General features: G+C 45.9%; 14 protein-coding genes and 5 tRNA genes. All 19 read right to left on the reverse strand.

The genetic code is table 11. The features are described 5' to 3' along the window. On the reverse strand, positions 1–573 hold the full coding sequence (rsmD, locus tag HMPREF1039_RS04745; protein ID WP_156210601.1) for a 16S rRNA (guanine(966)-N(2))-methyltransferase RsmD: 573 nt from the start codon (positions 571–573) through the stop codon (positions 1–3). Between the two features lie 64 nt (positions 574–637). Further along, on the reverse strand, positions 638–1255 hold the full coding sequence (gene plsY / locus HMPREF1039_RS04750; RefSeq protein ID WP_007391301.1) for a glycerol-3-phosphate 1-O-acyltransferase PlsY: 618 nt from the start codon (positions 1253–1255) through the stop codon (positions 638–640). Next, positions 1252–2583: a ribosome biogenesis GTPase Der gene (der, locus tag HMPREF1039_RS04755; protein WP_007391315.1), complete on the reverse strand. Its 1332-nt coding sequence runs from the start codon at positions 2581–2583 to the stop codon at positions 1252–1254. Before der ends, plsY begins: the two co-directional genes overlap by 4 nt. Positions 2584–2703: 120 nt before the next feature. Further along, positions 2704–4611: a bifunctional 4-hydroxy-3-methylbut-2-enyl diphosphate reductase/30S ribosomal protein S1 gene (locus HMPREF1039_RS04760; protein WP_007391236.1), complete on the reverse strand. Its 1908-nt coding sequence runs from the start codon at positions 4609–4611 to the stop codon at positions 2704–2706. Continuing rightward, positions 4608–5222 (reverse strand): lysophospholipid acyltransferase family protein, encoded by a 615-nt coding sequence (locus tag HMPREF1039_RS04765; protein WP_007391284.1) that lies wholly within the window; start codon positions 5220–5222, stop codon positions 4608–4610. Before HMPREF1039_RS04765 ends, HMPREF1039_RS04760 begins: the two co-directional genes overlap by 4 nt. Further along, positions 5219–5890: a (d)CMP kinase gene (gene cmk, locus HMPREF1039_RS04770; protein ID WP_007391288.1), complete on the reverse strand. Its 672-nt coding sequence runs from the start codon at positions 5888–5890 to the stop codon at positions 5219–5221. Before cmk ends, HMPREF1039_RS04765 begins: the two co-directional genes overlap by 4 nt. Further along, positions 5887–7128, reverse strand: coding sequence for a BaiN/RdsA family NAD(P)/FAD-dependent oxidoreductase (locus HMPREF1039_RS04775; protein WP_007391263.1), 1242 nt, complete (start codon positions 7126–7128; stop codon positions 5887–5889). Before HMPREF1039_RS04775 ends, cmk begins: the two co-directional genes overlap by 4 nt. Positions 7129–7143: 15 nt before the next feature. Continuing rightward, positions 7144–7860: a pseudouridine synthase gene (locus tag HMPREF1039_RS04780; protein WP_007391309.1), complete on the reverse strand. Its 717-nt coding sequence runs from the start codon at positions 7858–7860 to the stop codon at positions 7144–7146. Further along, positions 7832–8470, reverse strand: coding sequence for an SMC-Scp complex subunit ScpB (scpB, locus tag HMPREF1039_RS04785; RefSeq protein WP_232217202.1), 639 nt, complete (start codon positions 8468–8470; stop codon positions 7832–7834). The genes HMPREF1039_RS04780 and scpB overlap by 29 nt, the downstream gene beginning before the upstream one ends. Then, positions 8421–9215: a segregation and condensation protein A gene (locus HMPREF1039_RS04790; protein ID WP_007391257.1), complete on the reverse strand. Its 795-nt coding sequence runs from the start codon at positions 9213–9215 to the stop codon at positions 8421–8423. The genes scpB and HMPREF1039_RS04790 overlap by 50 nt, the downstream gene beginning before the upstream one ends. A gap of 63 nt (positions 9216–9278) precedes the next feature. Further along, positions 9279–9367, reverse strand: a tRNA-Leu gene (locus tag HMPREF1039_RS04795). A gap of 16 nt (positions 9368–9383) precedes the next feature. Beyond that, positions 9384–9457: transfer RNA gene (locus tag HMPREF1039_RS04800), tRNA-Cys, on the reverse strand. Between the two features lie 3 nt (positions 9458–9460). After that, positions 9461–9535: transfer RNA gene (locus HMPREF1039_RS04805), tRNA-Gly, on the reverse strand. Positions 9536–9543: 8 nt separating this feature from the next. Continuing rightward, positions 9544–9619: transfer RNA gene (locus HMPREF1039_RS04810), tRNA-Phe, on the reverse strand. A 5-nt stretch (positions 9620–9624) separates the two neighbouring features. Beyond that, positions 9625–9701 (reverse strand) — tRNA-Asp (locus HMPREF1039_RS04815). A 196-nt stretch (positions 9702–9897) separates the two neighbouring features. Continuing rightward, on the reverse strand, positions 9898–11433 hold the full coding sequence (rny, locus tag HMPREF1039_RS04820) for a ribonuclease Y (RefSeq protein WP_007391270.1): 1536 nt from the start codon (positions 11431–11433) through the stop codon (positions 9898–9900). 221 nt (positions 11434–11654) lie between these two features. Beyond that, entirely contained in the window at positions 11655–12074 is a 420-nt protein-coding gene (locus tag HMPREF1039_RS04825) for a regulatory protein RecX (RefSeq protein WP_007391267.1), read from the reverse strand. Beyond that, complete coding sequence (gene recA / locus HMPREF1039_RS04830; RefSeq protein ID WP_007391299.1) at positions 12071–13117, reverse strand: recombinase RecA; 1047 nt, start codon at positions 13115–13117, stop codon at positions 12071–12073. Before recA ends, HMPREF1039_RS04825 begins: the two co-directional genes overlap by 4 nt. A 12-nt stretch (positions 13118–13129) precedes the next feature. After that, positions 13130–14383 carry a competence/damage-inducible protein A gene (locus HMPREF1039_RS04835; RefSeq protein ID WP_007391226.1) on the reverse strand — a complete coding sequence of 418 codons (1254 nt, stop codon included), beginning with the start codon at positions 14381–14383 and terminating at the stop codon, positions 13130–13132.

Genomic DNA, 14383 nt, shown 5'->3' on the forward strand with positions numbered 1-14383 from the left:
TTAAGCTCCTTCCCGGCGATAGCGAATAAAAGAAATTCGCGTATCTTTTCCATAGGCTTTTTCTCTGATGATCTCATACAACGGATTGTCATCAATAGGTTCTTCTTTACTATGTTCCATCAGGAGCAAGCCGCCGAAGGCCAGCAGTTTGTATTGATATATAAACGCAATTGTATTATTCACCAAATTTTTATTATACGGAGGATCGGCAAAAATAAATTGAAACTGTCTGCCCTGCAATCTTGCCAACGCGCGTCTTGCCGGACCGGCAATGACTTCACATTGTGCATCAAAACCGCAAACTTCAATATTTTTTCTAAGCAACTCTTGTGTGGCTTGATCGATAAATACACAGGAAACAGCGCCGCGACTCAACGCTTCCAAACCCAACGCGCCCGTACCGGCAAACACATCGAGAACAGACGCTCCTCTTAAGGAAGTTGCCGCTAAAATATTAAACACACTTTCTCTCGTTCGGTCTAACGTAGGTCTGGTCAGCCGTCCTGAAGGAGTTTTCAATTTTCGACCTCTTACACTGCCAGCTATAATTCTCACCCAATCACCTACCCGCATGTAATTATTATACACGGTTTTATCTTGATATAAAAGTAGTTGGCCGGAATAAATTTAACCGGCCTTATTCTTTAGGGAGCCGTTTTACTTCCAATTCTTTGCCTTGCCACAAACGCACGATATTTTCTTTATGTCTAACAATCACTAATATAGCCGCCAATATACCGAAAATAATAACGGGGTACGGTGACCCGAAGACATACATCAAAATCGGTGTTGCCACCGCACCTATAATAGAGCCTAAAGAGACCAGCCGCGTCGCCGCCACAATAATCGCCCAAATACCGAATACGACAATCGTCGGTAACGGCGCTAAAAAAAGAATCACCCCCAGACCCGTAGCCACGCCTTTGCCGCCTTTAAAGCGCAAAAAGACGGAACAAGAATGCCCGACAATAGCCAACAAGCCGCCCAAAATCATGCCGTACACTTCCGGAAATGTGCCCGCTGCCTGCCCCGCCATTTGTCCTAAATACACGCCTATCATTCCTTTACATAAATCCGCCAGTAATACGGCACTGCCGCCGGCTTTGCCGAACACACGATACGAATTGGTTGCTCCCGTATTATGACTGCCGTACTGTCGCGGATCTTTACCGAAAAATAATTTTCCTATTATCAAGCCGCTGGGAAAAGAACCGATAATATATGCCGCAACTAATAATCCGATCCCCACTGTCATTGCGCATCCGCCTCTCTTTTGCCACGTAAAATTAAACGTATGGGAGTCCCTTCAAAGCCGAAAGTTTCTCGCAATCTGTTTTCTAAAAAGCGTACATACGAAAAATGCATAAGTCGCGGTTCGTTAACAAATAAAATAAACGTCGGCGGCTGTACGGAAGCTTGCGTCATATAATAAATACGCAACAACTTACCGCCTTTTGCCGGCGGCGGATTCGTTAACTGTGCATCTTCCAACAATTCATTTAAAACACTTGTAGATACACGCATATGCTGCTGTTCGGCTACAAATTTGACCATATCCGCCAAGCGATTCACCCGTTGCTTGGTTAATGCCGACGCAAACAGTATCGGGGCATATTGCAAAAATGCCAATTCTCGTCGAATATCTTCTTCAAATGCCTGACTCGTCTTACTGTCTTTGTCTATCAAATCCCATTTGTTCACTACAATAATACAGCCTTTTCCCGCTTCATGAATATAGCCGGCTATTTTTTTATCCTGTTCCGTAACACCGTCCTGCGCATCCAAAACCAATACCGCCACATCGGACCGATCAACAGCCCGCAAAGCACGCACTACACTATACCGTTCCACCGGAATATCCACCTTCGCTTTGCGACGCATACCGGCCGTATCAATCAAGACAAAGGATGTATCATTATAGGTCCAGTACGTATCAATCGAATCCCGCGTCGTTCCGGGCACGTTACTGACAATCACCCGTTCTTGCCCCAATAAAGCATTTGTCATCGATGATTTGCCCACGTTCGGACGCCCTACTAACGCAATATGAATCGTATCTTCCCGTTCTTCCGGCGTCGGAAGATGTTGAATGTGTTGTAATACACTGTCCAGCAAATCTCCCAAATTCATTAAATTTACAGCAGACACGCCGATAGGATCGCCCATTCCCAAGGCATAAAACTCATACATGTTCATTTCCTGCTCTACACTGTCAATCTTATTCACCACCAACAATACCGGTTTTCCGCAAGTGCGTAAAATGTTTGCGACCTCTTCATCCTGCGGTTGCATCCCGGTTTTACCGTCCACGACAAACAAAATGACATCCGCTTCCCGAATCGCCAGCTCCGCCTGATAGCGCATATCGGTAAAAATACGGTCGGCTGCATCGACAAATTCAATGCCGCCCGTATCAATCATCGTAAATTCTCGTCCCAACCATTCCGCATCAAAATAAATCCGATCTCGTGTAACGCCGGGAATATCCTCAACAATAGCGATCCGTTTTTTGACAATCGCATTAAATAAGGTTGATTTTCCCACATTAGGTCTCCCTACAACAGCCACTAACGGTTTGTACATACACTTCTCCTTTCCCCTATGCCAAAAGAGGATAACCGGTCATACCGGCTATCCTCACTTTAAGCCTCGCGATGGTTCTACACTTTCGCAGCCATAACCTACCGCATTTATAAAGAACCTTTATTCTTCTTCCTCATTTCGAATAGCCAAGACACTTAACGCTACCTTATGCTTATCAGGGTCAATTTTAATAATCTTTACCTGCATTTTATCGCCAATAGCGACTAAATCTTTTACTGCCGCGCCGCGTTGCTCCGTTAAAGCGGAAATATGAAGTAATCCCTGAATTTCCGGATCAATCGCTAAAATAGCCCCGATATTCAAGATTTTTTTAACTTCTCCTTCGACCACGTCACCAACGGCAAATTTCTCAATAGCCGCAATCCACGGATTTTTTTGTAACGCTTTCATCGACAAAGAAATTCGATTCCGTTCCCGATCAAATTGTTGTACCAGCACATGTACCGTATCCCCTACGGAAAGAACGTCTTCTACCGCGCCGATACGCTTCCAAGAAATATCGGAAATATGAAGCAGTCCTTCTACGCCCCCCAAATCGACAAAAGCGCCATACGGCATAATTTTCACCACCGTGCCGTCCATTTCCGTGTTTTCTTCAATATGTTCCAACGCTTCCGCCCGTTTTGCTTCCCGTTCCACTTCTAAAACAGCTTTACGAGAAAGTACCAAGCGATTTTTATGTTCATCCAAGTCAATTATTTTTACTTGAAATGTTTGCCCTACTAAATTATCCAACGATTTGACAAAATGAACATCTCCCTGGGAAAGAGGAATGAATCCGCGCAAGGATTTAATAGAAACTACCAATCCCGCCTTATTCGTTTCCTTACCGACACATTCTATAAGTTGATCATTTTCATAGGCTTGCCGTACTTCTTCCCAATCCGCTTCTTTTTGCATTTTAACAAGCGATACGACAATCGTGCTGTCTTCTTTTACAGTACTTGCAATGACAACTTTAAATTCATCCCCGACGTGAACGACATCACCGGCTTTTTCCGGTGCAGGAACGGCTATTTCCTTTTTCGGCAAAATCGCTTCCGCTTTCGTACCGATGGAAACAAAGGCAGCATCATCAGTCACAGAAACAACCTTACCTTCAACCACGTCACCCTTCTTCAGATTTTCTTCATAGTCGTACTGGTCCAACAATTCCTCGCTCATTACTTCTGTGCCTTCAGCTTGCAAATTTTCCATAATCTTAACAACCTCCTGTATTATCCAATCCGGTGTGGAAGCACCGGCTGTAATGCCTATGTAGCTCATACCATGAAACCACGAAGGATTGATTTCTCGTGCCGTTTCCACATGATATGTCGGGCAATCCTGTTCGCGACACACCTGCGCCAGCCTACCGGTATTCGCACTGTTTTTACCGCCTACAACGATCATTGCATCCACTCTGCGCGCCAAAGCAATCGCCGCTTCCTGTCGTTGTTGTGTAGCTGTACAGATGGTCATATGGGTTTCCAGATGATTCGTTTTCGTCTGCAAAATGCGGACAATACGCTTAAATTTCTCCTGTGAAAACGTTGTTTGTACAACAACCCCCATATCTTCACAAAAAGGAATTTCCTGTGCTTCTTCTTCCTTATCTATTATAATAGCACGATTTACCCCCCATTGGGAAATACTAATTACTTCCGGATGCGATTTTTCTCCGATAATGACTAATTTTTTTTCTGCAAACACAATTTTTTTCGCATCTTGTTGCGCTTTTTTTACATGAGGACAAGTCGCGTCTACAATTTTAACATGTTTTTCTTTTGCTTCTTCGTATACCTGCGGACCTACGCCATGGGAACGAATCAATACGGTCGAGCCGTTATCCACTTCCTGTAAAGACTGTACCGGTGCCACCCCTTGTGTCGCCAACGTTTCCACCACTTGAGGATTATGAATGATCGGGCCCAATGTCCGCGTGCCCTCAGTCGCTTGGCAGGCCATATCCACCGCGCGCCGCACGCCGTAACAAAAGCCGCAGGCACCGGCTACTTCCACTTTCATACTTCTTTACCTCCGTTATCGATAACCATCTGCAACAACGTATTTCGCATGTCTTCACAAAATTTCGCCACCAATACTTTATCCCCGGCTTTTCCCTCGGGCGGCAATACGGGATCTCCGAAAACAACTTTAATAGGACCCGTTTTTTTCGGCAGAGACCGGGAATTTATAATCGCCACCGGGACAACCGGCACGCCTGTTTTAATAGCAATCCCGGCAAAGCCGTCATGAAATTTTCCTAAATATCCTTTTTTATGGCGAGTCCCTTCCGGAAAAATTCCTAATATTTCCCCTGCTTTTAAAATCCGAAACGATTCGGCAATAGCCTGTCGATCAATCCGCCCGCGATGAACCGGAAATGTTTTCATATATTTAAAAATCAACCGCATAACCGGATTTTTAAACAACTCCGCCTTCGCCATAAAGTGAATAAACCGATTGCGCACAGCGGTTCCCAATAACGGCGGATCAAAATAACTTTCATGATTAAAAATCATAATTACCGGGCCCGTTTCCGGTACCTTTTCCGCTCCGTATACTTTCATTCCCAAAAAAGTATACGTATACAAATTGAACAATACCCGTAAAATCGGATCCGTATATTTTCTCATCCTTGTTTCTCCTCTATATAGCGTTGAATATATCCTGCCGTTTCCTGTAAATTCCATTCGCTGTTATCAATGAAAACCGCGTCGGGCGCCTGACGCAAAGGCGAGTGTTCACGATGAGAATCTTGATAGTCCCGAGAAGCAATATTTTCTTCCACTTGCGCCAACGTTGTTGGCATTCCCTTTTCCTGCATTTCTAAAAAACGCCGCCGGGCTCGAGCTTGTACAGAAGCGGTTAAAAAAAATTTTATATCCGCATGCGGCAAAACTACCGTACCGATATCACGACCGTCCAAAATCACTCCGCCCGGTTGTGCCAGTTGCCGCTGTAATTGCACTAATTTATACCGCACTGCGGGCAAAGCGGCAATCGCCGAAACCCGTGCCGATACTTCCGGGCTGCGAATTTCTTCCGTAACCTCCCGTTCATTAATCCAAATGCGACATCCCTGCGCTGCCGCCTGCATACGAATTTGCATCGTATCTGTCAGCTGCCGTATAGCCGCCTCATCATCCGCGGCAATCCCCTTTTCACCTGTCAACCAAGCCACCGCCCGATACATAGCTCCCGTATCGATATATAAATAATGCAATTGCGAAGCCACTAATTTTGCGACGCTGCTTTTTCCGGCGCCTGCCGGTCCGTCAATCGCTACGGTCAATTTTTTCATGCTTCATCCTCCTGTGCCGCGGCACTGCCTGCAACATACCCGGTAGAAAAAGCGGCTTGTAAATTATATCCCCCTGTAAACGCATCTACATCCAATACTTCTCCGGCAAAATACAGCCCGGGAACATATTTTGATTCCATCGTTTTAGGATTAATTTCTTTTACTTCCACCCCGCCGGCCGTAACGATCGCTTCTTCTATCGGTCGTGTACACACTGCCGTAAGCGGTAATGCCTGCAACGCAGTAACTAACCGGCGCCGCTGTTCTTTCGTTATTTGATGCGCGACCGTTTCCTGCGAAATATGCGCCGCTGCCAATACTACTGCCAATAATCGCTGCGGTAATACCGTTTTTAACGCATTCTTCGCATCTTGTCGAATATGTGCTTGCAACTCTCGCCAAATACGTTGTTCCAATTGTTCCGGGCGCAATGCCGGTTTTAAATTTAAACGAATATCGATCGGAAAAGCCATTTTTTTATGGTGCGCCATGACGCTGCTCAATTGTAAAATAATCGGTCCCGAAATGCCGGTATGCGTACATACCATTTCGCCGAATTGCCGCGCTGTCGGTTTGCCGTTCTTCCATATAGACGCCTCTACATTCTTTAAGGTTAATCCCGCCAATTGTTTCGGCCATTCTTCTTGGGTTACCAACGCAATTAACGACGGTTTTAACGGTGTAACCGTATGGCCTAAAGCCGCCGCAAAACGATGGCCGTCTCCGGTGGAACCGGTCGTCGGGTACGAAACACCGCCGGTGGCAATCACACATGCATCGCCCTCATACACACCGTTTGCGGTCGTAATGACAAAAAACGAATCTCTGTACGCAATATGTTGCACTTCTTCCTGTAAATGAATGGTTACTCCTGCTTGCAATAATTTATGGTACCATAATTTTCGTACCGCAACGGCACTGTCACTTTGCGGAAAAATCCGTCCGCCCCGTTCCTCCTTCGTCGCCATCCCCCATTGCCGCAATAAGCTGCATAAATCCCGATTCGTAAACTGTTCATACGCACTGTGTAAAAACCGGCCGTTCCCCGGCGTCTTGGCAATGAACGCGTCCATAGGGCAACTATTGGTTAAATTACACCTTCCCTTGCCTGTAATTCCCATTTTTTTGCCTACTATATCGTTTTTTTCAAACAATTCCACTACCGCTCCCCGTCGGGATGCGGCCCATGCCGCCATACATCCGGCCGCACCGCCGCCAATGACGAAAACTCGTTGCATCGTATGCCTTCCTTCTTATTTAAATTTATATAATTCCATAACTTCTTCACGGGTTAATGCGCGATATGCCCCGCGTTTTACCCCGCTTAGCGTTAAAAACGCATACTGTACACGTCGCAAATTATGCACTTGATAGCCGAAATGTTCCATCATTCGGCGTACTTGCCGATTTTTCCCTTCATGAATTGTAATTTCCAACGAAGTAATGCCCGTATGCGTATCATATCCTACATAATACACATCCGCCGGCGCCGTCATGCCGTCACTCAACAATACGCCGTCCGCCAATTGTTGCAACACCGCATCCGCAATATATCCCTTGATTTTAACTTCATACGTTTTATCTACCATATGACCGGGATGCATGAGAATATTGGCCAATTCTCCGTCATTCGTCATCAGTAATAAACCTTCCGTATTCTGATCCAAACGCCCGATCGCATAAATCCGATCTTTAATCCGCTTAAAATAATCCAACACCGTCGGTCGTCCTTGTTCATCACTGCACGTAGTAATAACGCCCTTCGGTTTATTAAATAAATAATAATGTTTCGGTTGTATTTCCAACCGTCTACCGTCTACCAAAATAATATCCTGCTCCGGCTTGACCTTCGTTCCCAACTCACGAACAATCACGCCGTTAACCCGCACGCGCCCGTCTAAAATCATTTGTTCCGATGCCCGCCGTGAAGCAACACCGCAATTACTCATTACTTTTTGCAATCTTTCCATTTCCGCTCTCCTCATTCGCAGTTTGCAATATATTGTTTTTTATATGTTTCACCCCGGTCGCGTTGTCCGTAAACGTCCCTACTTGCCGCGTCAATTCTTGCATGGACTCAACGCCCATGCACGTTAAAAAAAATGGCGATGTACCGTACATAATAGGACGTCCCGGAGTTTCTTTACGTCCGACTTCCAAAATCAATCCTTGCTGCAATAACGTGCCGATAACCCGTTCCGAAGAAACGCCGCGTAATTTTTCAATATCCGCGCGAATGACGGGTTGTTTGAAAGCAATGATGGACAACACTTCCAATGCGGCATTGGTCAACTCCCGTTGCTCGGTGCGAACCCAGCGAATCTTCTCATGTAATTTCGCGTCGGTTACCAATTGATATCCCCCGGCCGCCCGAAGCACCGTCAAGCCGCTGCCGTAAGCTTGCAATGTATCTTGTAATTTTCTTGCCGCACGTTCTATTTTCTGCAGACTCCACCCCGTATGGGCACGAATTTTCTCATCGGCCAAAGGCTCCCCGCTCAAAAAAAGAAGAGCTTCTAAAATTGCCGCTTCATTTTCCTGTTTCTTCTCCTCCGTACTGTAAGGCAACCGTATTTCCATCCTTTCCCACACACACTGTCCGGCATTGTCCGCATTTCAATAATTCCAATACGGCTAAAAAAACGACAATCAATTCTACTTTGGAACGGCATAAACGAAATACGGACAACACCGTCACAGGACCGCCGATATCGCGCAAATAGCCGATAATACGCCGCATACTTTCTTCTACACTGTATATTTCCCGCTGCAACTGCACAACCGGCGTTTTTTTTCTTGCCGACGCTTCATATACCGTACAGAATGCAGTATACAACGATTGCACCGTAATCGTCCCGGAAAAAACAGACTGCTGTAACAAAGGCGTTCCTTCACGCGCCAACATAAGACTGCGTTGCCGCCAAAACTGCCGTACTTGTACCGCCGCTTGTTTCATTTGCTTATATTCCACTAATTGCCGTACTAATTCCGCCTGTAAATCTTCTTCCGGGGCCGCTTCCGCCGCCCCGGATTTAGGCAATAAAAACCGAGATTTTATTTGCAAAAGGGTCGCCGCCATAACAAAAAACTTACTCGCATAATTGATGTCGAAGCCATCCAATTCCCGAACATATTCATTAAATTGATCGGTTATATCTACAATGGGAATGTTGTAAATATCCACTTTGTTCTTTTCAATCAAATATAATAATAAATCCAGCGGTCCTTCAAAATCGGATACTCTATAACGGCATTCTTCCATAAAATCACCATTTTTATTATAAAATAAAAGCCGAAAAATTACAAAAAAGGTTTGGATGTACATCCAAACCTTTTTCAGCCATTGCGTCCGTTTTCTTCCGTAAAAAAATGTTGCACAATGTTTTTGTGGTGCCGGGGACCGGAATCGAACCGGTACGGATATTTCTATCCGACGGATTTTAAGTCCGTTGCGTCTGCCAGTTCCGCCACCTCGGCATGACGAGAATAAAAATGGAGGCGGCACCCAGAATCGAACTGGGGATGAAGGTTTTGCAGACCTCTGCCTTACCGCTTGGCTATGCCGCCGTTTGGAGCGGAAAACGAGGCTCGAACTCGCGACCCCCACCTTGGCAAGGTGGTGCTCTACCACTGAGCTACTTCCGCAAAACAATTGGTGCTCAGGGACGGAATCGAACCGCCGACACGGGGATTTTCAGTCCCCTGCTCTACCGACTGAGCTACCTGAGCAAATATGGCGACCCCGATCGGATTTGAACCGACGATCTTCGCCGTGACAGGGCGACATGTTGAACCGCTACACCACGGGGCCGTATCATACTCCTCCGGGCACTTATGTGCCTCGAACAAGAAACATTCTATCATGAAACATCCTGTTTGGCAAGTATTTTTTTAATATTTGATAATATTATTGAGAGTTTACGTATTTTTCTATTTTTGACAACCTGCCGCCTATAATAAAACAGGGTAAAGTATCTTCAGACACTTTACCCTGCAACAACTTACTCTTATTTTGCATAGTCGACCATTCGTGTTTCGCGAATAACAACCACTTTAATTTGTCCCGGATATTCCAATTCCGCTTCAATCCGTTTGGAAATATCATGGACCAATAAAATACAATCCGCTTCATCCAATTTGTCCGGTTGTACCATCACCCGAATTTCCCGTCCGGCTTGAATGGCGAAACAACTTTCAACGCCTGCAAACGATTTCGCTATTTCTTCTAATTTAGTCAACCGTTTGAGATAATTTTCCAAGGTTTCCCGTCTGGCTCCCGGACGAGCGGCGGAAACGGCATCCGCCGCCGCCACCAATACGGCTTCCACGCTTAACGGATCCACATCGCCGTGATGCGCTTCAATAGCATTGACCACCAACTTGGATTCGCCGTATTTTTTAGCCACTTCCGTACCTAAAGAAACATGCGTTCCTTCCATTTCATGGTCCAACGCTTTCCCGATATCATGCAATAATCCGGCTCGCCGCGCCAACATTTCATCAGCCCCTAATTCCGCCGCCATAATCCCGGCCAACATCGAAACTTCAATAGAATGACGAAGTACGTTCTGTCCGTAACTTGTACGATACCGAAGACGCCCTAAAATTTTAATAAGCTCCGGATGCAACCCGTGTACGCCGGTTTCAAACGTAGCTTGCTCTCCCGCTTCCCGTATTTTTTGATTTACTTCTTTCCGTGCTTTTTCAACCATTTCTTCAATACGTGCAGGATGAATACGCCCGTCGGCAATAAGTTTTTCCAAAGCAATACGGGCAATTTCCCGTCGAATAGGATCAAAACACGATAAAATTACCGCTTCCGGCGTATCATCAATAATTAAATCCACGCCGGTCAACGTTTCAATGGCGCGAATGTTACGTCCTTCACGACCGATAATACGACCTTTCATCTCATCATTCGGTAAATTAACTACCGAAACCGTCGTTTCCGCTACATGATCGGCAGCACAATGTTGAATTGCCAGCGAAATAATTTCTCGCGCCTTGGTTTCCGCTTCACTCTTCGCTTCTTCTTCCAAGTTCTTAATCAACTGTGCCGTTTCATATTTAACTTCGCTTTCTACATTATGAAGCAGCAACTCTTTGGCATCTTCATACGTCATGCCGGAAATTCGCTCCAATTCAGCCAACTTTTCCCCGTGCAACGCTTCAATCCGAGCTTGCATCTTATCCATATCTTCCTCTTTATGGAGAAGCCCTTCTTCTTTCTTTTCCAAAGAGTCCATTTTTTTATCTAAATGCTCTTCTTTTTGTAGCAATCTGCGTTCCAGTCGTTGTAATTCATTACGCCGTTCTTTATTTTCCCGTTCCGCATCATTGCGCAATTTATGAATTTCTTCTTTTCCTTCCAAAACCAATTCTTTTTTACGCGCTTCCGCATTTTGTCGCGCCGTCGTTAAAATACGCTCCGCTTCCACTTCAGCTTGACCAATCTTGCCTTCCGCTATTTTCCGACGATACACATAGCCTACGCCGATCCCGATAATCCCGCAGGCAACCGCTGCTGCAATAACAGCTAACATGGAACAGTTCACCTCCTTTTTCACAAAAAAAACCGAACATGGGGTTCGGCTTTTTATGAGTGTATTTCTTACATCATCTTCAAAAAACCTTACAATGTATATTTCCGTCTCTTGCCGAATGGTACTTCGGCTTTTTTCATTGTAAAATTTTTTTATACCGATGTCAAGAAAAAAGCGAGGATTACAATTGCCCTTATTATCATTTTGATAAGTTGTTGCAATTAGATGCGGTGCAGTATTTCACGGATTATGGAAATGGAAAACCCCCGATTTTGTAAATAGCGGGAGAGTTTTCGACAATCCGGCGAAGGCCCCGAAAAACGACGGGAAAGTAACTGCTCCGCCACCGCCATTTCATCTACGGGACAAATATCCGACGGCACGGATAACTTTCTTTTTTTCAGCTTATTAACGATGTACGCATGCCCATACTGCCCTTTACGTGCATAATATTGATACACCGCTCGCGCCAATCGTGCGTCATTCAGCAGGTCTTCCCGTTGTAATGTCTCTACCACCGCATCAATAAGCTCCTCCCGCACCTGACGAAGTTGTAATTTATAACGCAATTCTCCTTCACTTAAAAACCGTACGGCAAGAAATTTTAACGCTTGTTCATACGCCTCTTCATATGCCGTCATTCTTCCGTAGCCTCTCCCGCCGTTTCTTCTTCCATTACTTCTTCAAATTTTTCGGGCTCCGCCGCCAACGTATCGCGAATAATCCGTTCCACTTCATCTGCCGTTTCCGGATGTTCTTTTAAAAACAATTTAACATTTTCTTTTCCCTGTCCCAAACGTTCGCCTTTATACGAATACCACGTGCCGCTTTTTTCAATAATATCCATGGACGCGCCTAAATCCAAAATCGTCCCTTCCCGAGAAATACCCGTGCCGTACATAATATCAAACTCACAATTTCTGAAGGGCGGCGCCACTTTATTTTTTACTACTTTTACACGAGCCCGATTCCCGGTCACATCTCCCGCCGACTTAATCACTTCGCCTTTACGAATTTCCATACGAATGGAGGCATAAAATTTCAGTGCCCGTCCGCCCGTCGTCGTTTCCGGATTACCGAACATAACGCCGACTTTTTCCCGTAACTGATTAATAAAAATAACAATGGCCTTAGATTTCGCAATAATCCCTGTAAGCTTTCGCAACGCCTGACTCATTAAACGCGCTTGCAGACCTACATGCGAATCTCCCATTTCTCCTTCAATTTCCGCACGCGGCACCAATGCGGCTACAGAATCCACGACAATAATATCCACGGCACCGCTGCGAACCAATTCTTCTGTAATTTCCAGCGCCTGTTCTCCGTTATCAGGTTGAGATATAAGCAATTCCCCTGTATCAACTCCCAAATGTCGGGCATATACGGGATCCAGGGCGTGTTCCGCATCAATAAAAGCCGCTATACCGCCACTTTTTTGTGCCGATGCAATCGCATGCAGGGCCAGTGTTGTTTTTCCTGAAGATTCGGGACCGTAAATTTCAATAACACGACCGCGCGGGTATCCCCCGACGCCCACCGCCAAATCCACGGCTAATGATCCGGAAGAAATAACTTCCAAATTCATTTTTCCGGCTAAATCACCCAGACGCATAATCGCTCCCTTGCCGAAGTCTTTTTCAATTTTTTTCATTGCATTTTCCAATGCGGTCTGCTTTGCATCCATAATCGTCGTCTCCTATGCAGAATGTTTTAAAATATATTGTACGCCATAATAAATAGCCCGTACTGCCGCTCGCAATTTTATTTCCCGCCTGTCTCCCATATATATGTTTTTATGCGTCACCGTCCCCCACGGTCCGCTGACTCCCGTATATACCAAACCGATCGGACGCGTTTCCGTCCCGCCTCCGGGACCTGCCAAACCGGTTGTACTGAGGGCAATATCCGCGCCGTATAACTGTCGACTCCCCACCGCCATCGCAGCCGCCACCGGGGCGCTGATCGCGGTGCAGGACGCCAACAGCGATGCCGGTACATGCACCAGTTGCTGTTTCATTTCATCCGTATAGGTACCGATTGTGCCCAAAAAATAATCGGAAGCACCGGGAATATCCGTCAATAACGATCCGATCAATCCGCCTGTACAAGATTCCGCCGCACTGATATGCCAATGACCGGCTTTTAACAACCGTCCCAACACATGGGCGACAGTTTCTTTGTTATACGTCACAATGCGACGAGCCAATCGTCGTTCCACTTCTTTTTGTAATGGCTGCAGCATTGTATTTGCCGCCTCTTCCGAGGCCGCTTTTGCCGTTATCCGCACTTCGACAAATCCCGGTCGGGCATATATGGCCAATGTGGGATTTTGTTGCTGCCGTTCTAAGTCCGACAACCGTTCTTCTATAAGCGATTCACCCAGATCATATACCTTTATATACTGCGAAGCAATATATCCTTGTGAGCCGAATTGCCGGAGCAAATAAGGTTTCAACCGCTGCCGGAACATCCATTGTAATTCCCGCGGCGGTCCCGGCAAATGTACCAAGGTTTTGCCTTTTTTTTGCAAAGCCGTTCCCGGCGCGGTTCCCGCTTCATTGGAAAAAACAGTCGCACCTTGAGGAATCATCGCCTGTCGTTTCTGATTTTCCGTAATGACCGGGGACGTATACCGTCGTTGCAACCACTGTTCTATCGCTTTATATACGCCTTCATCGAAGTACAACGGCGTCCGCATAACCTGCGCGCCGACAAATTTTGTCAAATCTCCCTGTGTCGGGCCCAATCCGCCCGACGTAATCACCAGGTCCGCCCGTTGCAAGGCCAGTTGCAACGCTTGTGCCAAGCGCGTTTTATTATCCCCGACCGTAGTCTGATACAGTACGGAATACCCTAAACGATTCAGTTCTTCGGATAAGTATTGCGAATTGGTATTCAAAATTTCTCCCAACAACAATTCGGAACCTACCGTAATAATTTCCACTCGCAC

This window comes from Megasphaera lornae (assembly GCF_000214495.1).
Taxonomy (GTDB): domain Bacteria; phylum Bacillota; class Negativicutes; order Veillonellales; family Megasphaeraceae; genus Megasphaera; species Megasphaera lornae.

Coding starts and splice junctions, on each gene's coding strand:
- plsY (WP_007391301.1), bottom strand. CDS start 1,255: ATGACAGTGGGGATCGGATTATTAGTTGCGGCATATATTATCGGTTCT.
- scpB (WP_232217202.1), bottom strand. CDS start 8,470: ATGGAAATACGGTTGCCTTACAGTACGGAGGAGAAGAAACAGGAAAAT.
- recA (WP_007391299.1), bottom strand. CDS start 13,117: ATGGATGCAAAGCAGACCGCATTGGAAAATGCAATGAAAAAAATTGAA.
- HMPREF1039_RS04765 (WP_007391284.1), bottom strand. CDS start 5,222: ATGAGAAAATATACGGATCCGATTTTACGGGTATTGTTCAATTTGTAT.
- cmk (WP_007391288.1), bottom strand. CDS start 5,890: ATGAAAAAATTGACCGTAGCGATTGACGGACCGGCAGGCGCCGGAAAA.
- rsmD (WP_156210601.1), bottom strand. CDS start 573: ATGCGGGTAGGTGATTGGGTGAGAATTATAGCTGGCAGTGTAAGAGGT.
- HMPREF1039_RS04825 (WP_007391267.1), bottom strand. CDS start 12,074: ATGACGGCATATGAAGAGGCGTATGAACAAGCGTTAAAATTTCTTGCC.
- HMPREF1039_RS04775 (WP_007391263.1), bottom strand. CDS start 7,128: ATGCAACGAGTTTTCGTCATTGGCGGCGGTGCGGCCGGATGTATGGCG.
- rny (WP_007391270.1), bottom strand. CDS start 11,433: ATGTTAGCTGTTATTGCAGCAGCGGTTGCCTGCGGGATTATCGGGATC.
- HMPREF1039_RS04760 (WP_007391236.1), bottom strand. CDS start 4,611: ATGAAAGTGGAAGTAGCCGGTGCCTGCGGCTTTTGTTACGGCGTGCGG.
- HMPREF1039_RS04780 (WP_007391309.1), bottom strand. CDS start 7,860: ATGGAAAGATTGCAAAAAGTAATGAGTAATTGCGGTGTTGCTTCACGG.
- der (WP_007391315.1), bottom strand. CDS start 2,583: ATGTACAAACCGTTAGTGGCTGTTGTAGGGAGACCTAATGTGGGAAAA.
- HMPREF1039_RS04790 (WP_007391257.1), bottom strand. CDS start 9,215: ATGTACATCCAAACCTTTTTTGTAATTTTTCGGCTTTTATTTTATAAT.